Annotated in this window: 16 protein-coding genes; 5 read left to right on the plus strand and 11 right to left on the minus strand. The window is 61.2% G+C overall.

Features of this window, described 5'->3' with window-relative positions; genetic code table 11:
- Positions 1-2: 2 nt before the first annotated feature.
- The 4 genes from ICI42_RS15650 to ICI42_RS15665 form a co-directional block, all read right to left on the minus strand.
- Positions 3-809 carry an ABC transporter permease gene (locus ICI42_RS15650; RefSeq protein ID WP_188165497.1) on the minus strand — a complete coding sequence of 269 codons (807 nt, stop codon included), beginning with the start codon at positions 807-809 and terminating at the stop codon, positions 3-5.
- Complete coding sequence (locus ICI42_RS15655; RefSeq protein WP_188165498.1) at positions 802-1,623, minus strand: ABC transporter permease; 822 nt, start codon at positions 1,621-1,623, stop codon at positions 802-804. The genes ICI42_RS15650 and ICI42_RS15655 overlap by 8 nt, the downstream gene beginning before the upstream one ends.
- A 26-nt stretch (positions 1,624-1,649) precedes the next feature.
- Positions 1,650-2,684: an ABC transporter substrate-binding protein gene (locus tag ICI42_RS15660; protein WP_188165499.1), complete on the minus strand. Its 1,035-nt coding sequence runs from the start codon at positions 2,682-2,684 to the stop codon at positions 1,650-1,652.
- Positions 2,685-2,809: 125 nt separating this feature from the next.
- Entirely contained in the window at positions 2,810-3,286 is a 477-nt protein-coding gene (locus tag ICI42_RS15665; RefSeq protein WP_188165500.1) for a DUF3830 family protein, read from the minus strand.
- Positions 3,287-3,460: 174 nt separating this feature from the next.
- On the opposite strand from ICI42_RS15665, the gene ICI42_RS15670 reads away from it, so the two are divergent.
- Positions 3,461-3,643, plus strand: coding sequence for a DUF3606 domain-containing protein (locus ICI42_RS15670; protein ID WP_188165501.1), 183 nt, complete (start codon positions 3,461-3,463; stop codon positions 3,641-3,643).
- A 3-nt stretch (positions 3,644-3,646) separates the two neighbouring features.
- On the opposite strand, the gene ICI42_RS15675 is transcribed toward ICI42_RS15670, so the two are convergent.
- From ICI42_RS15675 to alr, 5 genes are all read right to left on the minus strand, one after another.
- Positions 3,647-4,138 (minus strand): 2'-5' RNA ligase family protein, encoded by a 492-nt coding sequence (locus ICI42_RS15675; protein WP_188165502.1) that lies wholly within the window; start codon positions 4,136-4,138, stop codon positions 3,647-3,649.
- 184 nt (positions 4,139-4,322) lie between these two features.
- Positions 4,323-4,976 carry an exopolysaccharide biosynthesis protein gene (locus tag ICI42_RS15680; protein WP_188165503.1) on the minus strand — a complete coding sequence of 218 codons (654 nt, stop codon included), beginning with the start codon at positions 4,974-4,976 and terminating at the stop codon, positions 4,323-4,325.
- A gap of 213 nt (positions 4,977-5,189) precedes the next feature.
- Positions 5,190-6,365, minus strand: a complete 1,176-nt coding sequence (locus tag ICI42_RS15685; protein WP_188165504.1) for a fumarylacetoacetate hydrolase family protein — start codon at positions 6,363-6,365, stop codon at positions 5,190-5,192.
- An 84-nt stretch (positions 6,366-6,449) separates the two neighbouring features.
- Positions 6,450-7,700, minus strand: coding sequence for a D-amino acid dehydrogenase (locus tag ICI42_RS15690; RefSeq protein ID WP_188165505.1), 1,251 nt, complete (start codon positions 7,698-7,700; stop codon positions 6,450-6,452).
- A gap of 26 nt (positions 7,701-7,726) precedes the next feature.
- Complete coding sequence (gene alr, locus ICI42_RS15695; protein WP_188165506.1) at positions 7,727-8,860, minus strand: alanine racemase; 1,134 nt, start codon at positions 8,858-8,860, stop codon at positions 7,727-7,729.
- A 135-nt stretch (positions 8,861-8,995) separates the two neighbouring features.
- Between alr and ICI42_RS15700 the strand changes: the two genes are divergently transcribed.
- The 4 genes from ICI42_RS15700 to ICI42_RS15715 all read left to right on the plus strand — a co-directional run bounded on the left by ICI42_RS15700 (position 8,996) and on the right by ICI42_RS15715 (position 12,703).
- Positions 8,996-9,451 (plus strand): Lrp/AsnC family transcriptional regulator, encoded by a 456-nt coding sequence (locus ICI42_RS15700; protein WP_188165572.1) that lies wholly within the window; start codon positions 8,996-8,998, stop codon positions 9,449-9,451.
- Between the two features lie 223 nt (positions 9,452-9,674).
- Positions 9,675-10,742, plus strand: a complete 1,068-nt coding sequence (locus ICI42_RS15705) for a phosphotransferase family protein (protein WP_210317263.1) — start codon at positions 9,675-9,677, stop codon at positions 10,740-10,742.
- 12 nt (positions 10,743-10,754) lie between these two features.
- Positions 10,755-11,930, plus strand: a complete 1,176-nt coding sequence (locus tag ICI42_RS15710; protein WP_188165508.1) for an acyl-CoA dehydrogenase family protein — start codon at positions 10,755-10,757, stop codon at positions 11,928-11,930.
- Positions 11,927-12,703, plus strand: a complete 777-nt coding sequence (locus tag ICI42_RS15715) for a FadR/GntR family transcriptional regulator (protein ID WP_188165509.1) — start codon at positions 11,927-11,929, stop codon at positions 12,701-12,703. Before ICI42_RS15710 ends, ICI42_RS15715 begins: the two co-directional genes overlap by 4 nt.
- Positions 12,704-12,767: 64 nt before the next feature.
- Here the strand turns inward: ICI42_RS15715 and ICI42_RS15720 are convergent, their stop codons facing one another.
- Positions 12,768-14,225: a protein adenylyltransferase SelO gene (locus ICI42_RS15720; RefSeq protein WP_188165510.1), complete on the minus strand. Its 1,458-nt coding sequence runs from the start codon at positions 14,223-14,225 to the stop codon at positions 12,768-12,770.
- A 704-nt stretch (positions 14,226-14,929) separates the two neighbouring features.
- The gene (locus ICI42_RS15725) at positions 14,930-15,925 is read right to left on the minus strand and encodes a TRAP transporter substrate-binding protein (protein ID WP_188165511.1); all 996 of its coding nucleotides are present in this window, start codon (positions 15,923-15,925) and stop codon (positions 14,930-14,932) included.
- Between the last annotated feature and the right edge of the window lie 203 nt (positions 15,926-16,128).

Below are 16,128 nucleotides of genomic sequence, written 5' to 3' on the forward strand. Positions count from 1 at the left end.
GATCAGGTACTCGCAAAACGTTGCAGGCCGAGCATGCGGTCGATGACCAGGATCAGCACGACGGTGAGCGCGATCATGATGGTCGACACGGCGGCGACCGAGGGATCGGGGCTGAATTCGAGCTGGCCATAAATCTGCACGGGCAAGGTGGTGAGGCCGGGCTTGCGCAAAAACAGCGACAGAACCGCCTCGTCGAAGGAAATGTTGAAGGCAAAGAAGGCGCCGGCGCCTAAGCCTGGAAGGCCTTGCGGAATGACGACATAGAGCAGGCGCTGGATGCGACCCGCGCCCATGGTGCGCGCGGCTTCCTCGAGAAACGGATCGGATTCCGATAGAACCGCGAGCGTGGTACGCACGACATAGGGAATGGCGATAACGGTGTGGCCGATCCACAGCGTGACGAAAGACACGGGGCCGAAGACCGCGCTCCAGAACATCAGCATGCCGATGGCGTAGATGATGGTGGGCAGGACCAGGGGCGACAGGAAGAAGGTTGCCAGGAAGGCCGAGCCGGGCAGCATGCGCCGATGCAGCGCGATGGCCGCGGCCCCGCCGAGCACGGTCGCCGAAACCGTGACCAGAAGCGCGATGCGGATGCTGGTCCAGAAGGCGGAGGTATAGACGGTGTCGGACAGGACAGTCTGGTACCAGCGCAGGCTCAGACCATCCGGTGGGAAGGCGATGAACTGGCTTTCGGAGAACGACACGCCGACCACCACGACCAGCGGCGCGAGCAGGAAGATCACCGTCACGACAATGAAGATACGCGCGGCGAGACGCACCCAGGATGGAATGAGGAAACTAGCCATTGTCGCTTGCCGTCAACCGAACATAGGGGATGAGCACCAGAAGGATGCCGGCGAAAAGGACAACCGCCTGGGCCGCGGCGAACGGCCAGTCGAGCGTCTGCGTCACCGATTTGTAGATCGAGGCCGCAAGCACCTGCAGGCGCGGGCCGCCGAGCAGGTTGGGCGTGACGAAGGAACTGGCCGACAGGGTAAAGACCAGAAGCGAACCGGCGACGACGCCGGGCAGCGAGAGGGGCAACACGATGGTGCGGATGGTTTGCAGGAAGCTGCAGCCCATGGTGCGCCCAGCCTCTTCCAGACGGGTGTCGATGCGGCTGATGACGCCGAGAATGGACAGCGCCATGAAGGGCAACAGCACATGCACCATGCCGATGACGATGGCTGTTTCGGTCTGCATCAGCGCGAAGGTGCGGCCCGCAAGCCCCATGTCGCGCAGCAGTTCAGGAATCAGACCGTTGCGGCTGAGCAGCACAACCCAGCCGAAGGTGCGGACAACCACGCTGGTCATCAGCGGCAAGATGACGAGAATGATCAGCCAGAGCCGCGCGCGCGGCCCGACCCGCGCCATGATGTAGGCGAGCGGGAAGCCGATCAAGGCGCAGATGACGGTGATGATCAGCGACAAGCGCACGGTGCGCCAGAGCACGCCGAGGTAGAAACCGTCACCGAGGAAGCGGGAGAAATGGGCGAGCGTGGCGCCCTCGGGGCCATCCACGCTCAGCACCAGCATCTGGCCTATCGGCAGGAAGAAGGCCAGCGCGAGAAGAAGAAGCCCCGGAGCAGCGAGCAGCAGATTTTCGGTACGATCACTCATCAGTCCGGGACTTTCGGATGTTCTGCTTACTGGGCGATGGTCTTGTTCCAGGCTTCCACCCAGGCCTTGCGGTTGGCTTCGATCTTGGCCGGATCGAACCGGATCAGACCTTTCACGCCTTCCTCGCCATAAGCGACGTCGGCGGCGACCTCACCGGACAGTTCGGCCTTTGAGTTGGTCGGCGAATAGCGGAGCGCTTCTGCGAAACATTCCTGGGCGGCCTTTGAAATGCTGATGTCGATGAATTTGAGCGCCAATTCCTGGTTCGGCCGGTTGGCGACGAGGTTCGAGGTGATGAAGCTCGCCGGCGTGCCTTCGGAGCCCTGCACAAACTTGGCCGTCAGGCCTGCCTTGCGCAACGTGTAGGCGTAGTCGGAAGCGTAGGGTGCAATCCAGGCGTCGTTCTGGGCGAATTCCTGCTGGATTTCGGGCGAAGTCGACACGACGATGGCGCCAGCTTCGAGCAGCTTGGACACGGCATCGAGGCCCGGCTGGATGTTTTCGAGCGTGCCGCCCTCGGACTGGTTCAGCATCAGGAAGCCGAGCATGCCATAACCGTTGGAAATGTCGGTCAGCACGAGATGCTCGCTGAGCGCGGGATCGAGCAGGTCTTTCCAGCTGGTCGGCGCCTTGGGCGATTTCACGCTGTCATAGACCAGGCCGATGGCAGCGATGGAATAGGCCGGACCCTCGCCCTTGGCGAAATTTGCCTTGGCAAAATCATAGAGATCGCCGGCGTTGCTCAACTTGGAGGCGTCGATGGGCGACAGCAGCCCCTCGGCTGCGCCGACGATCTCCTGGCCGCCGGAAAAATTGATGACGTCGAACTGCGGCGCATCCTTCTGCGCCCGGAGCTGGGCGAAGGCATCGGCCGAATAGGCGGTGACGATCTGAACCTTGGCGCCGGTCTCCTTTTCGAACGGATCGATGACGCAAGTGCGATGAGCCTGTTCATAGGCGCCGCCGAAGGAATTGATGGTGAGCGTCTTATCCTGGGCGAACGCCGTGCCGGACAAGACAGCGGAAACAGCCACAGCTGCCGAAGCGATGCGATACTTCATATTTGGCTTCCCTTTTCTCTGTGAGATTTATGACCCTTCGGCGCCGCCCGTCCAATCGGAAAGGCAGCGCCGTCGTAGCAAATCCGGATTGTGGCCGCTGATGTGTCTTCGCGGCTCGTTATTGCTTAGGCCAGACGGCCAATTTCGACGGTTTTGATACCCTCGATCCTGATCTTACGGCACTGCTCGGCCACGGCGTCCAGCCCCTCGGTCATCCGGCCGAAATAGGTGCAGGAGATCCAGCCGGTGGGGCCGAAGGTGCGGCCGCCCTGGCCGTAAAACATGCCGACTTCCCAGAATTCGGTCGGGTCGATCTTGAAGAAGTTCTTGGGCTGGTAGAACCAAAGAAGCTCGCCGACTTCCGGCAAGACGGTCTGGTTTTCCGGCGGCAGGCTGAGCGGATCGAAATTGCGGGCTTCCTCAGGCAGGCCCATCATGATCTCGGGACCGGAAAACATAGCATGCGAGGCCGGCACCCGGATCGGCTTCTCGAGGGCGCCCCACAGCGCCTCACAGGTTTTAGGCGCGGTCTCCCAATAAAGGGTTATAATGCCCTGCACGTCAGCGTCGACGAATTTCAGATATAGTTTTTTCTCGGTCATTCCATGCTATGCCCTATTGGAGTTACCGCATTCGAAGACAAACGAGCACCTCTGTCCAATTTTGTTTCAGAATTTTCTCGATAAAATTTATTTATCGATGTGTCAGCGGCGTTGCCGTTCGACACTTGGCTTAAGTCGAATGCGCGCTATTTTTACGTGTTTAGGAGAAGCATCATGGCCGACGATAAATCCAAGACCAAAGAAGACCGAAAGCTCGTTGCGAGCGGCGAGACCTACGAGGTCGCCGATTTCGCCAAGAAATACGGAGTACCGCCCAGCGAGGCGAAAACCATTATCAAACGCTATGGCCCCTCGCGGGCAAAGCTCGATACCTACATGCAGGGCCGCAACGCCTGACGATCAGCCGTTAAGCGGCCATCGGCCAAGGATGTTGTATCGTCCTTGGCCGAGCATGCTGTGCACCAGCGCAAACTCCTTGGCTATGAAACGCATCGGTTCGATCGCTTGCAAGGGTACGGTCGCCTCGCCGTAGGAGAGCGTGAGATGCGGGGTGAACCGCGTTGCCACACGCAGGCCCTTTTCGCGAAGCGCTTCCGTCAGAGTAGCATGAAGTTTGGGCAGACCATCGCCATCGCCCAGAAGCACCAAAGGCCTGCTCCGAGGCTTATTTGCCACCGGTGGCCTTCCATCGAAACTCCTGATGGCATGAAGCCGAACCTCGAACGCCGGGGCAGAGACCTCGCTTGCGGCAAGACCCACCGCATAGACGCGGGAGCTCTTGAGGCGGGTGTAATCGCCGATATGGCTGAGCGAGAGATGCAGGCGGCTTCGCTCGAGGCACCTGCCATCGAGCGCATTGGCGCGGATGAAGCTGGAGCCGAAAGCATACAACTCGCTTGCCGCAGCTACTTCAGGAAAGATGCAGAGAAACAGCCGCTCGCCACGCTTCCGGTGCGGCGCTCCGAACCCATAAAATCAAACGCATACTGACTGGACATAACGACGCCTCCTTCCCAAAAAGGAAGAAGGCGTTTTAGAACAAATCAGGAACTAATGGAAGCGCAAGCCGTGGTCATCAGAATGGCAGGTATGAGCCGATCGTCTGCCCGGCGGCAACAGCCAGCAGCGCCAGCACGGCGAAATAGATGACTGTCAGAACCATCATGACATAGCCGCCGAGCACGAATACGCCGTCGCGCTGCGACAAGCCCAGAGCCATGGACAGGATGGCCAGCGCCGGCAAGGTGTTGGAAAACGGGATGAGCCCAAGCGGCAGCATCAGCAGAAGACCGCTGAACACGATGGCCGCACCGTTGAGGCGGTTGATGAAAACGCCGTCGACCAGCACGTCGAGGCGGCGGTGGATATAACGGTCGGCGCGCTGGACGATGCTTAGACCCTTGCGCAGAACCGGCAGCAGGCGCTCGGTTTCAAGGTTTCTGTCGAGCAGGAAGCGCGGAAGCCACGGCAGGCGATTCAACGTGATGCCGATGCTGATCAGGATGATGGCGGCGCCGAAGACCGTGCTCACGCCTGGGATGGAGACCGGCAACAGGAACGGCACCGTCAGCAGGGCGCAGAGCACGAGAAGCCCCTGCTCGCCGATGATGAGGAAGAGCCGACGCAAGGTGACGGTGTCGCCGTCGATGGAGTTGATGGCCCGCAGCAAGGTTTCCGCGAGGCTCTGGTCGTTGTCCTGAAACGCGATCGTTTCGCTTGGCGAAGACATGTCGGGTGGTTACCTCGGATTGCCTGAGTGGATTTCCTCGGACGTACTGCCAAACAGCCGCCGCATGAATTCCGGCGGCACACAGTGTCGCCCGCCGGATGTGTTCGCAACTGCGAACGGCGACACACTACGTTTTCATACGATTGTTGTGAAGAGGCAGGAGTGCCACGCCGGCGAGGTTTTCGAGGTTGCCATTCCCGGCGCCAAGCCATCTCAGCCCTTGAGCACCCCGCGTGCGGCAAGATTGCGCATCAAGGCCGACACCCCAAACGTCCATGGTTCAGCCTTGTCGGTCGCCTGCACCCGATTGACAAGCGCGCCCAGCTTTGGCGTGGCGATGGTAACGATGTCGCCCGATTTGTGGGTGAAGCCGCGACCCGTTTCGCCCCTGTCCTTGACCGGCGCGAACATGGTGCCAAGAAAAAGGATCAGCCCATCGGGATAAGGGTGGTGGGCGTTGATCGCCTGAGCGGCGAGATCAACCGGATCGCGGCTGATCTGCGTCATGGATGAATGCCCCTCCAGCGTGAAACCCTCCGGTCCATCGACGCGCAGCGAAAGTTCCAGCCCACGGATGTCGTCGAGGCCGAAGCCTTCGTCGAGCAGGCGAATGAATGGGCCGATGGCGCAGGCGGCGTTGTTGTCCTTGGCTTTCCCAAGCAATAGCGCCGAGCGCCCCTCGACGTCGCGCAGGTTGACGTCGTTGCCGAGCGTGGCGCCAACGATACGGCCGGACGACGAGATGACGAGCACGACTTCAGGCTCCGGGTTGTTCCAGGTCGAGGCCGGGTGAACCCCGATATCCGCCTGCGGCCCGACCGCCGACATGGGCTGGCCCTTGGTGAAGATTTCCGCATCGGGTCCGATGCCGACTTCGAGATACTGGCTCCAGGCACCGGCCTCGATAAGGGCGGCCTTGAGCTTCGCCGCCTCGGGCGATCCGGGCTTGAGCTTGCGAATATCGTCCCCCACCGCCTCGACGATACGCTTACGGACACTTTCAGCGGCGGAGGCATCGCCGCGAATGCGTTCTTCGATGACGCGTTCGAGCATGGAAACGACGAAGGTGACGCCTGCCGCCTTCAGGGCTTGAAGGTCGACGGGCGCAAGAAACCAGGGCCTACCGGCTTCGCGGTGTTGGGGAGCGGCGTTGCCCAGCAGATCGGCCACGGCGCCGATGTCCTCGCCATGGGCTGCGCGCAACGCTCTGGCCGGGTCGTCCACCTCGCAAAGGTCGCGCATGGTGGGAAAGGTCGCGGTAATGTCGATGACGCGGTCGCCGGCAATGCGCACGACGGACGGGCCTTCCAATTCCGGCCGCCAGACGCGTCCTACGAGCGAAGCGGCGCTGTCGGCCGCAAGAGAAAGGGTTGCCTGATCGACCGTCATCGTTCCTCCCGGCGGTTCGTTACCGCCACTACGATGCACATCGTCATCTGCCTGCGCAAGCCACAGGTTCAGATGGATCGACCATCAGCCATATCTTTGCAGCGACAGATCGCTGGTGTCGATATCGGCTTTGCGCCCGCTCACCAGATCGGCGACGATCCGCGCCGAGCCGGAACTCATGGTCCAACCGAGGGTGCCGTGTCCGGTGTTGAGGAACAGCCCGCCTATCCTGGTTGCGCCGATCACCGGCGTGCCATCAGGCGTCATCGGCCGAAGCCCCGACCAGAAGCTCGCCTGCGCCGGGTCGCCGCCGGGAAACAGATCGGTGACGGAATGCTCGAGCGTCCGGCGGCGCGGGAGCCCGAGATCGTTGGTGTAACCGGAAATCTCCGCCATGCCGCCGACACGGATGCGGTCGCCAAGCCGCGTAATCGCGATCTTGTACGTCTCGTCCATCACGGTGGATTCGGGCGCGCGGGTGGCGTCGACGATGGGAATGGTCAGCGAGTAGCCTTTTACCGGATAGACCGGCAGGCTGATGCCCGCCGGCTTGAGCAGAAGCGGCGAATAGCTGCCGAGCGCCACGACCACCGCATCGGATTTCAGCGGACCCTGATCGGTCAACACCCCCCTCACCGTCCCGGCTTCGATGTCGAGCGCCTTGACGGTGCGGCCATAGAGGAACTGGACGCCGAGTTCGGCGGCCCTGGCTGCCAGGGCGTTGGTGAATTTGAAACAGTCGCCGGTCTCGTCTTTGGGCGTCAGCAAGCCGCCGACGATCTTGTCGCGGACATGGCGAAGCGCTGGTTCCACCCGGATGCAGCCATCGCGATCAAGCACCTCATAGGGGATGCCGTCGGCGGCGAGCGCCTTGACGTCCTTGGCCGAGGCGTCGAGCTGCTGCTGGGTCCGGAAAAGCTGCAGCGTTCCCTGCATGCGCTCGTCATAGGCGATGCCGGTCTCGGCCCTGATCTCGGCGAGCGACGTGCGGCTGTAGTCGGACAAACGCAGCATGCGGCTCTTGTTGATCGCATAGCGTTCCGAGGTGCAGTTTCTCAGCATCCGGATCATCCAGGAAATCATCGCCCAATCGACCTTGGGACGCAGGATCAGCGGGGCATGTTCCATGAACAGCCATTTGATGGCCTTCTGCGGAATTCCGGGCGCCGCCCATGGAGAGCAATAGCCGAACGAGACCTCCCCGGCGTTTGCAAAGCTGGTTTCGAGCGCGGGCCCGGACTGCCGGTCAACAACCGTGACCTCATGTCCCGACTTGGCAAGCTGGTAGGCTGTCGTGACGCCGATGATCCCGGCGCCGAGAACTGTGACTTTCATGGTGATCCTCAACGGTAGCGACGGGGTTAGAGATATTGGCGGCGGTAGCGATGACCGAGGCTGGTCAGGATTTCATAGGAGATGGTTCCGGCAGCTTCCGCAACGGCTTCCAAAGTCTGATTCGGCCCGATCACCTCGACGAGACTGCCAAGTCGCAGGGTCCCCTCAGGGAGAGCCGTGGCATCGACTGTGATGCTGTCCATCGATACGCGTCCGACAATGGGCAGGCGGACGCCCTGGTAGAAAACCGCGCCGCGGTTCGACAGGCTGCGCGGCAAGCCATCGGCATAGCCGGCGGCGATGGTAGCCAGCCGCATCTCGCCAGCGGTGACGTGGCTGCCGCCATAGCCGACAAGGGTTCCCGCCGGGATCGTCCGGGTCTGGATGACCGCCACATCGAGCCGGACTACCGGCTGCATGGGATTGGCCCGGCCCGCCGTCGGCGCACCGCCGTAAAGCGCTATACCCGTGCGGGCGAGATCGCCGTGATAATCGGGGCCGAGGAAGACGCCGCCGGAATTGGCGAAGCTGATGCCGAACTGCGGAAACTCGCTGGAAATTTTGCGCATTTCGAGAAGCTGGTTGGCATTCTGCGTGCTGTCGACATCATCCGCCGACGCCAGATGGCTCATGACGAACAGCACGTCGAGTGAATCGGTAGCGGCCAGCTCCTCGGCAATCGCCCGCCTGTCCTGCGGGGGGATTCCCAGCCGCGCCATGCCCGTATCGAATTGCAGGATCGCTGGAAGCTTTCGCTGGAGCGTGATCGCAAGGAAGGACCACCGCCTCAGTTGCTCCAGAGAATTGATGACGGGGATGATGCCGCTATCGGCGCAGGCCCTTTCATTGCCGGGCTGCAGTCCGTTCAGAACGAACAGTTTGGCATCCGCTGCAAGCGCCGGTCTGAGCGTCTCGGCCTCTTTGAAATGCGCAACGAAGAAATTGCGGCATCCAGACCCGTAGAGAGCCTGAGCGACGCGTTCCGCGCCCAGGCCATAGGCATCCGCCTTGACGACCGCGGCAGCCGGCGTCGATGCCAGAGCGGTGGACAGGATTTCGTAGTTCCGGCCGATGGCACTGAGATCGATCGTCAGATAGCCGGACTCGCCCGCTTTCTCCGCATCGTTCCCAGCCAGACTTTCCTGCCGTTCGCACGTCATCAGCAGCCCTTTTCGCCAACGAGTGGATCATATTGAAACGATGAGAGAATTTCTCATCGATCTTGGCTTGATCATTTCATTATTGCGTATTTTTTCGTATGTTCGACGAACAAACGAAAGATCGTGCACATACCCATGGACGCCATAGACCGCAAACTCATCCAGTTGCTTCGGCTCAATGCGCGGATGAGCAACGCCAAACTCGCGGCTGAAGTCGGGCTATCCGCCTCCGCCTGCCTGCGGCGGATCAACATTCTGGAAAGCAGCGGGATCATTCGCGGTTACACGGCGCTGGTCGACAATACCCTCGGCGAGAATGCCATTGCCGTGATCATCAACATCACGCTGGAGCGGCAGACCGAGGACTATCTGAACAGGTTCGAAGCGGCTGCGCGAAAGCACCCGGATATTCAGGAGTGTTTCCTGATGACCGGCGGCGCCGACTACCTGCTGAAAGTGGAAGTCGCAAGCCCGGGCGAATTCGAGCGTATCCATAAGGAGATCCTCTCGACACTGCCGGGTGTTCTGAGAATCCATTCGAGCTTTTCAATCCGCAATGTGCTTGCCACCCGTGCCAAGGGCCGCCACTGAGCCATTGCGCACTCACTCTTCCGGTCTGCCCCGGATTGCCGGGCGAAGCCGACTCGCGGCGATTATCGTCGGACAATAAAGTGCGATAAACTCGACCGTTACCTGCTTTTCCGCATCGGCGAACGCATGAGAGCGGTTGACATCAAACTTTTGTCCCACAATAATTGTGGGACAGGAAGCTCTGATGACCCCGTCCTCAATATCTCCCGCCTTAGCAGAAATCATGCCCGCAGGCTTGAATTTGCTGCCTGTGGAGCGTGGCACGCCCTTGGACAGTGGGCGTGTCGCTGTCGAACTGGCTGGTCACGGCATCGATATCGACGGCGACTTCAAACCGCGGCAATTCGCGGGCGGGCTCGCCAATCTCAATTATCTGCTCAAGCTCGAGTCGGGCTGGGCCGTGCTCCGCCGGCCGCCGGGCGGTCCGCTGCCGCCCGGCGCGAACGACATGGCGCGAGAACATCGCATTCTGTCGAAGCTCTGGCGGGCGCTGCCGCTTGCGCCACGCAGCCTGCATCTGTGCGCCGACACCGGCGTCATCGGCGTGCCGTTCCAAATCCTCGAATTTCGCACCGGCCAGGCCATTCGCGGCGATGAATTGCATCCCCTGCCTGAAACAGCCGAGACCGGGGGGGCGCTGTCGGCGATGCTGATCGAGACGCTTGCCCAGGTTCACGAGGTCAAGCCGGAAGCCGTTGGTTTGGAGACGCTGGGACGGCCGGAAGGGTTCTTCGCGCGGCAGGCCGAAGGCTGGATAAAGCGCGCCGTTCATGTCTATGGCGGGACACTTCCGGCAGCGGCCGCAGAGGTTGCCGGATGGCTTAAAAACACCCCGCAACCGCCGGAAGACGCGACGGTGTTGCTGCATTCCGATTTCAAGCTCGACAACATCCTGCTCGACCCTGCCACACTGCAACCCGGCACCATCGTCGATTGGGACATGGGCACGCGCGGCCCGGCACTTTTCGACCTCGCCACGATGCTGTCCTACTGGACCGAACCCGGCGACCCCGACTGCATGCACCGCCTGGCGCAGATGCCCACCGCCAAAGCGGGCTTTCTGTCACGCGCGGAGGCTGCACAAGCCTACGCCCAACACACCGGCCGTTCGATCGAGGCCATCCGGCCCTATCGTGTTCTGACGATCTTCAAGCTCGCGGTCGTCTTTCTGCAGCTTCACCATCGCCATCTCACCGGCGAAACCACAGACCCTCGCTATGTCGGCTTCGGCTCGATCGGCGAGGAGCTTTTTGCCCTTGCGCTCGACGTTGCACGCGGCCGCCTGTTCTGAAGGAACCACCTCATGGACTTCGCCCTATCGCCCGAACTCGAGGCGCTTGAAGCCAAAACGCGCAGCTTCATACGCGAGCAGATCATTCCTTTCGAGAAGGATGCACGCCGTGCCGCACACGGTCCGGAAGACTCGCTGCGGATCGAACTGGTAGCCCTTGCCCGCAACGAAGGGCTTCTGACCCCCCAGGCCTCGCACGACTTCGGCGGCCTTGGCCTCAGCCATCTCGGCAAGGCTGTGGTGCTGGAGGCATCGGGCTATTCCATGCTTGGCCCTATCGCCATGAATTGCGCCGCACCCGACGAGGGCAACATGCATCTCATGGAGGCGGTTGCGACCGAAGCGCAGAAGGAGCGTTGGCTGCGCCCGATGACGGAAGGCCGAAGCCGGTCCTGCTTCTGCATGACGGAACCAAGCCCCGGCACCGGCTCCGATCCCTCGGCGCTCCGCACCACGGCGGTGAAGCAGGGCGACCGCTTCGTCATCAACGGCCGCAAATGGCTGATCACCGGCGCTGAAGGCGCCGCCTATGCCATCATCATGGCACGCACCATCGTCGACGGCGAGGATGTCGGCGCGACGATGTTCCTGACCGACCTTCCGGCCAAGGGTTTTACCATCGCGCGCACGCTCGACACGATGGATTCGAGCTTTTCCGGCGGTCATGCAGTGATCGACTTCGAGAACCTGGAAGTTCCGGAAAGCGACGTGCTGGGCGCGGTCGGCAAGGGATTTCACTATGCCCAGGTTCGGCTGGTGCCGGCGCGGCTGACCCACTGCATGCGCTGGCTGGGCGCAGCGCAAAGGGCGCATGACATCGCCGTCGACTATGCCGCGCGGCGCGAGGCTTTTGGCGTGCCGCTCGCCCAGCACGAAGGCGTGGGCTTCATGCTGGCCGACAACGCCATCGACCTGCACATGACGCGCCTCGGCGTCCGTCATTGCGCCTGGCTGCTCGACCAGGGCGCGCGGGGCGCAGCCGAAAGCAGCATGATCAAGGTACAGGCTTCGGAAGCGGTGTTCCGCGTCGCCGACCGCGCAGTCCAAATTCTGGGCGGCATGGGCGTCACCCGCGAAACCGAGGTCGAGCGCATTTTTCGCGATGTCCGCGCCTTCCGGATCTATGACGGCCCCTCGGAGGTTCACCGCTGGAGCATTGCGCGCAGGCTTTTCAGGAAGGCGTCATGACGCAATTGCCGAGTGCGGCACCGACGATAGCCACCGAGCCCGGCCAGACCGAGCCAGCCTTCCGGCTCGTCGCTGTCGCGATCGAAGCGCGCATCCTCAGCGGCGACATTCAGCCTGGCGACACACTGCCCTCCGAGACCAATCTTGCCGAAACGCTCGGCGTCAACCGCTCGACCGTGCGCGAGGCGATCCGGGCGCTCGAACAGAACGGGTTTGTCCGGCGCGAGACCGGCCGCAAGAAGCTCTTTGCCGCCGTGCCTCAGTCGCGCGACATCTCCCGCCGCCTCAAGACGGCGATGGTCTTGGACCATGTAACGTTCGAGGAATTGTGGGAGGCGATGTTTGCGCTGGAACCGGCCGCTGCGCGTTCAGCCGCGCAGCGGCGCACCGATGACGACCTTGCGGCGCTGGACGCCAATTTGGCGCAGATGCGGCTCGCACTGCACGATTCCGATGTGCTGACCGACCTCGATATTGCGTTCCACCATCTCGTGGCGCTGGCCACGGGAAACCGTGCGATCCAGGCGGCGCGCCTGCCGATCAGCGAACTGTTCTACCCGCCGTTCCTGGCCGTGATCTCGCGCCTCAACGCCGCCGAGCGGCTGCTTTTCGCGCATGAAAAGATCGTGGAGGCGATTCGCGACCAGGACAGCCGCCAAGCACAGGACTGGATGGAGAAGCATATCCAGGATTTTCAGCGCGGCTACGAACTGGCAAATCTCGATATGGGCACACCTGCGGCTCTGCCGAGGGCTGGGCACGACAAGCAGTGAAGGAGCCTGCCCGCAGCTCGTCCGATAGCTCAGTGGGACATGCGCGGGAATGGACCCCGCGAGATCATGTGCCGCAGAATGTTCGCAGCACACGCTCTTCCGGTTCCGGCGGCGTCATATAATCGGCAAAGTCAGGCAATTCCTCGAACGGTCGCTTCAGTGCATCGAGCAACCGTTCAAAAACGATTAAATCCCCCGAGCGCGCCGATGCAATCGCCTGCTCGATGCGGTGGTTACGGGGGATAATCGCCGGATTGTTGCGGCGCAGTACGGTTCCCAGTTCGCCTTTCCCCAGCGCTTCGCTCCCAAGTCGACTGCGCCACATACTGAGCCATTCCGCCGCTTTAGACGGGTCGCTAAAGCAGCGCAAGAATGCTTCATCGTTCCCTTCCGCCGCATCGGCCAGACGCCGAAAAGTCAACGTGAAGTCAGCCCTGCCCTCGTGCATGGCAGCCAGCAACCCTTGGATCAGTTCGCCGTCGCCCCCCGATGCCGACTCCAACCCAATTTTGTTGCGGAAAACGGTGAGCCAGGAACTCTGGAACCGTGCTGCGAATTTTTCCAATACGCCATTGGCGATTTCAACGGCTGTCGCCTCTTCTCGATGCAGCAGCGGGACAAGGCACTCCGCCAACCTTGCAATGTTCCACTGACCGATTCCCGGTTGATTGCGGTAGGCGTAGCGACCGGCTCGGTCGATCGATGAAAAGACCTTCAGAGGATCGAATTCGTCAAGGAAGGCGCAGGGGCCGAAGTCGATCGTCTCCCCAGAGATCGACATATTGTCGGTATTCATCACGCCGTGGATGAAACCGATCCCAAGCCAGCGGGCGATGAGGTCTGCTTGCCGCATGGCGACAGCTTCCAGCAAACCGACATAGGGATTTTCATTGGCCGACAGTTCGGGATAGTGGCGTTCAATGACGTAATCGGCAAGAAGTTTCACGCCCTCGTCATCGCCGCGGGCGGCAAAGAATTGAAACGTACCGATCCGCACGTGACTTGCCGCCACGCGGACCAAGATTGCGCCCTGTTCCACCTCTTCGCGGTAGACCTCTTCGCCGGTGGCGACTGCTGCCAATGCCCGGGTTGCCGGTACACCAAGAGCATGCATGGCTTCGCTGACGATGTACTCGCGCAGCACGGGCCCCAACGCTGCGCGCCCATCGCCGCCCCGGGAAAATGGCGTGCGCCCGGGGCCCTTCAGTTGGATGTCGCGCCTTGTTCCCTTGGTATCGACGATCTCCCCGAGCAAAATCGCCCGCCCATCGCCAAGCTGCGGCACGAAGTTTCCGAACTGGTGGCCGGCATAGGCCATGGAAATCGGCTCCGCTCCCACAGGCATGATGTTGCCAGACAGGATGCCAGCCAACCGAGCGCGGTCTGACAGCACGGCGACACCCAGTTCAGCGGCAAGATCGCTATTGAACTTCAGGACCTTCGGATTCTTCACCGGCCCAGGGTAAACGGACGCGTAGAACCGTTCGGGCAGGCGTGCGTAGGAATTGTCGAAATCGAACATAACATTCTCCGGGCGACGGCTAGGACCTCGCCGGTCTTCTCTACCTTGGTGCAAGAGACGAACGATAGCCACGCGCGTTTGTTGCGTAGAAGTTCATCATCGCAGGGCAAAATAGCGCAAAGGTCCTAAGCCTGCGACGTGAATGCGCTCTGCCGCACCAGCTCGGGGGGCGTCCGCAAGTTTTCAAAGCTGGTGCGAACACCTGACTTGGATCGCTTGCAACGGCCAGACCGAAGCCTCTTAGCCCCGATGAATGGCAGCTTTGCACCCTCCAGCGGGACGTACAGGCGAACTCATCCTTCGCTTCAGAGCGGACATCATTCGAGCCAGAGGACCACGCTGCCGGCGCGGGGCTCTGACGCGATCTGCATCATCGGCGGCGAAATCTATGCCATGCGCGGGGCGTCTCGCTCCGCTCCCAGAACTGGCGACTGTGAGGCGCGGTTGCTCGCGGTGTGGGTCTAGCCAGATCCCTGCCTCGATTGGGCGCTGCATGACCTCCTGGGCAAGGGCATGCGTGGGGTCATCGGACGATCTTCAAGGCCGCTCGGACTCAGCAAGAGCCATCTTACGCTCCGATCACTTTGGCCTGCCCGTCGCGGTGTGCCAACGTGGCCGACGCCAGAAAAGGCTCCGTGATCCGATTGAATTTAGAGAAGTGGCGATGCGGAGGCTGCACCGCATCGCCAGCATAGGCATGTTCTTTACTGACCGGCGACTGCAGCCATAGCCGCTCGTGCCTGCTCGACGACATCCGCGCCAATCTTCTCGCTGTATTCCTTCACGACAGGTGCAACGCGCTCGCTCATGGCTGCGAGGGCTTCGGGCGTGGGTTGGGTAATCTTGAAACCCTTCGCTACGAGCTCCTGCTCCAGATCCTCCGCCGACTTGCGAGAAACTTCCCGCTGAAAGGTTGCCGACTCCTTTGCCGCTTCCATGACGAGCGCCTTGTCTTCCTCCGAGAGGCTTCCAAACCACTTCTGGCTGGCAAGGAGGACGAACGGCGTATAGACATGGCCCGTCTTGGCCAGATGGCTCTGAACCTCATAGAACCTTGCGGTGTAGATGAGCGCGTACGGGGTCTCCTGGGCATCGACGGCGCCATTTTCGAGGGCACTGTAAAGCTCAGGCCAAGGAAGCGGTGTCGGATTGGTTCCCAAAGCCGTCCAGGTCGCAATGAACAACGGATTGGGAATGACCCGGATGTTGATCCCTGCCATATCCTCGACCGTGTTGATCGGACGGATCTTGTTGGTCATGTGGCGGAAGCCGTTATCCCACCACGCCAGTCCGACAATGCCGGTCTTTTCATTCAGCTGTGAAAACAGCTTCGCGCCAACCTCGCCGTCCATTACGGCATCGACCGCCGCGAAGTCCTTATAGAAGAACGGAAGGTCGTATATCATGAATTGCGGAACGACACCGACCAGGTTCGGCGTAGGGCCAACCATGATGTCGATGAAACCGGCCTGAACAGACGCCTGCATTTCGGGCTCGCTTCCGAGCACGCCGCTGCCGAAGGTCTCGATCTTGATGCGACCACCGGTCTTCTCTTCCACCAGCTTTGCGAAGTAGCGCGAAGCCTGCCCCACCGGATGATCTTCCGTGGGTACATAGCCCAGGCGGGCATTCTGGGCCATGGCCGGAGCGGCGGCCAGAAGGCCTCCGACAAATGCCGCAGTCAAAAGCAAGAGTTTCATTGAGTTCTCCTCCCGAGAATGATTCACCGAAACAGGATGTGCGGATTGTCCCCAAACGCGGACAAGTCCGGAATTGCGAGTATTGCACCCCTAAACTTTGAATTGGAATAGAGCGTCCATAATATGGACACAATGTCCAACACGACATGATGGGCAGACTACTCGCAGATTGTCAACTTCTTAGCCGAGCTCCAATGCACGGT

The sequence above is a fragment of the Oryzicola mucosus genome (genome assembly GCF_014534685.1).
In the GTDB taxonomy this organism is placed as follows: Bacteria; Pseudomonadota; Alphaproteobacteria; order Rhizobiales; family Rhizobiaceae; genus Oryzicola; species Oryzicola mucosus.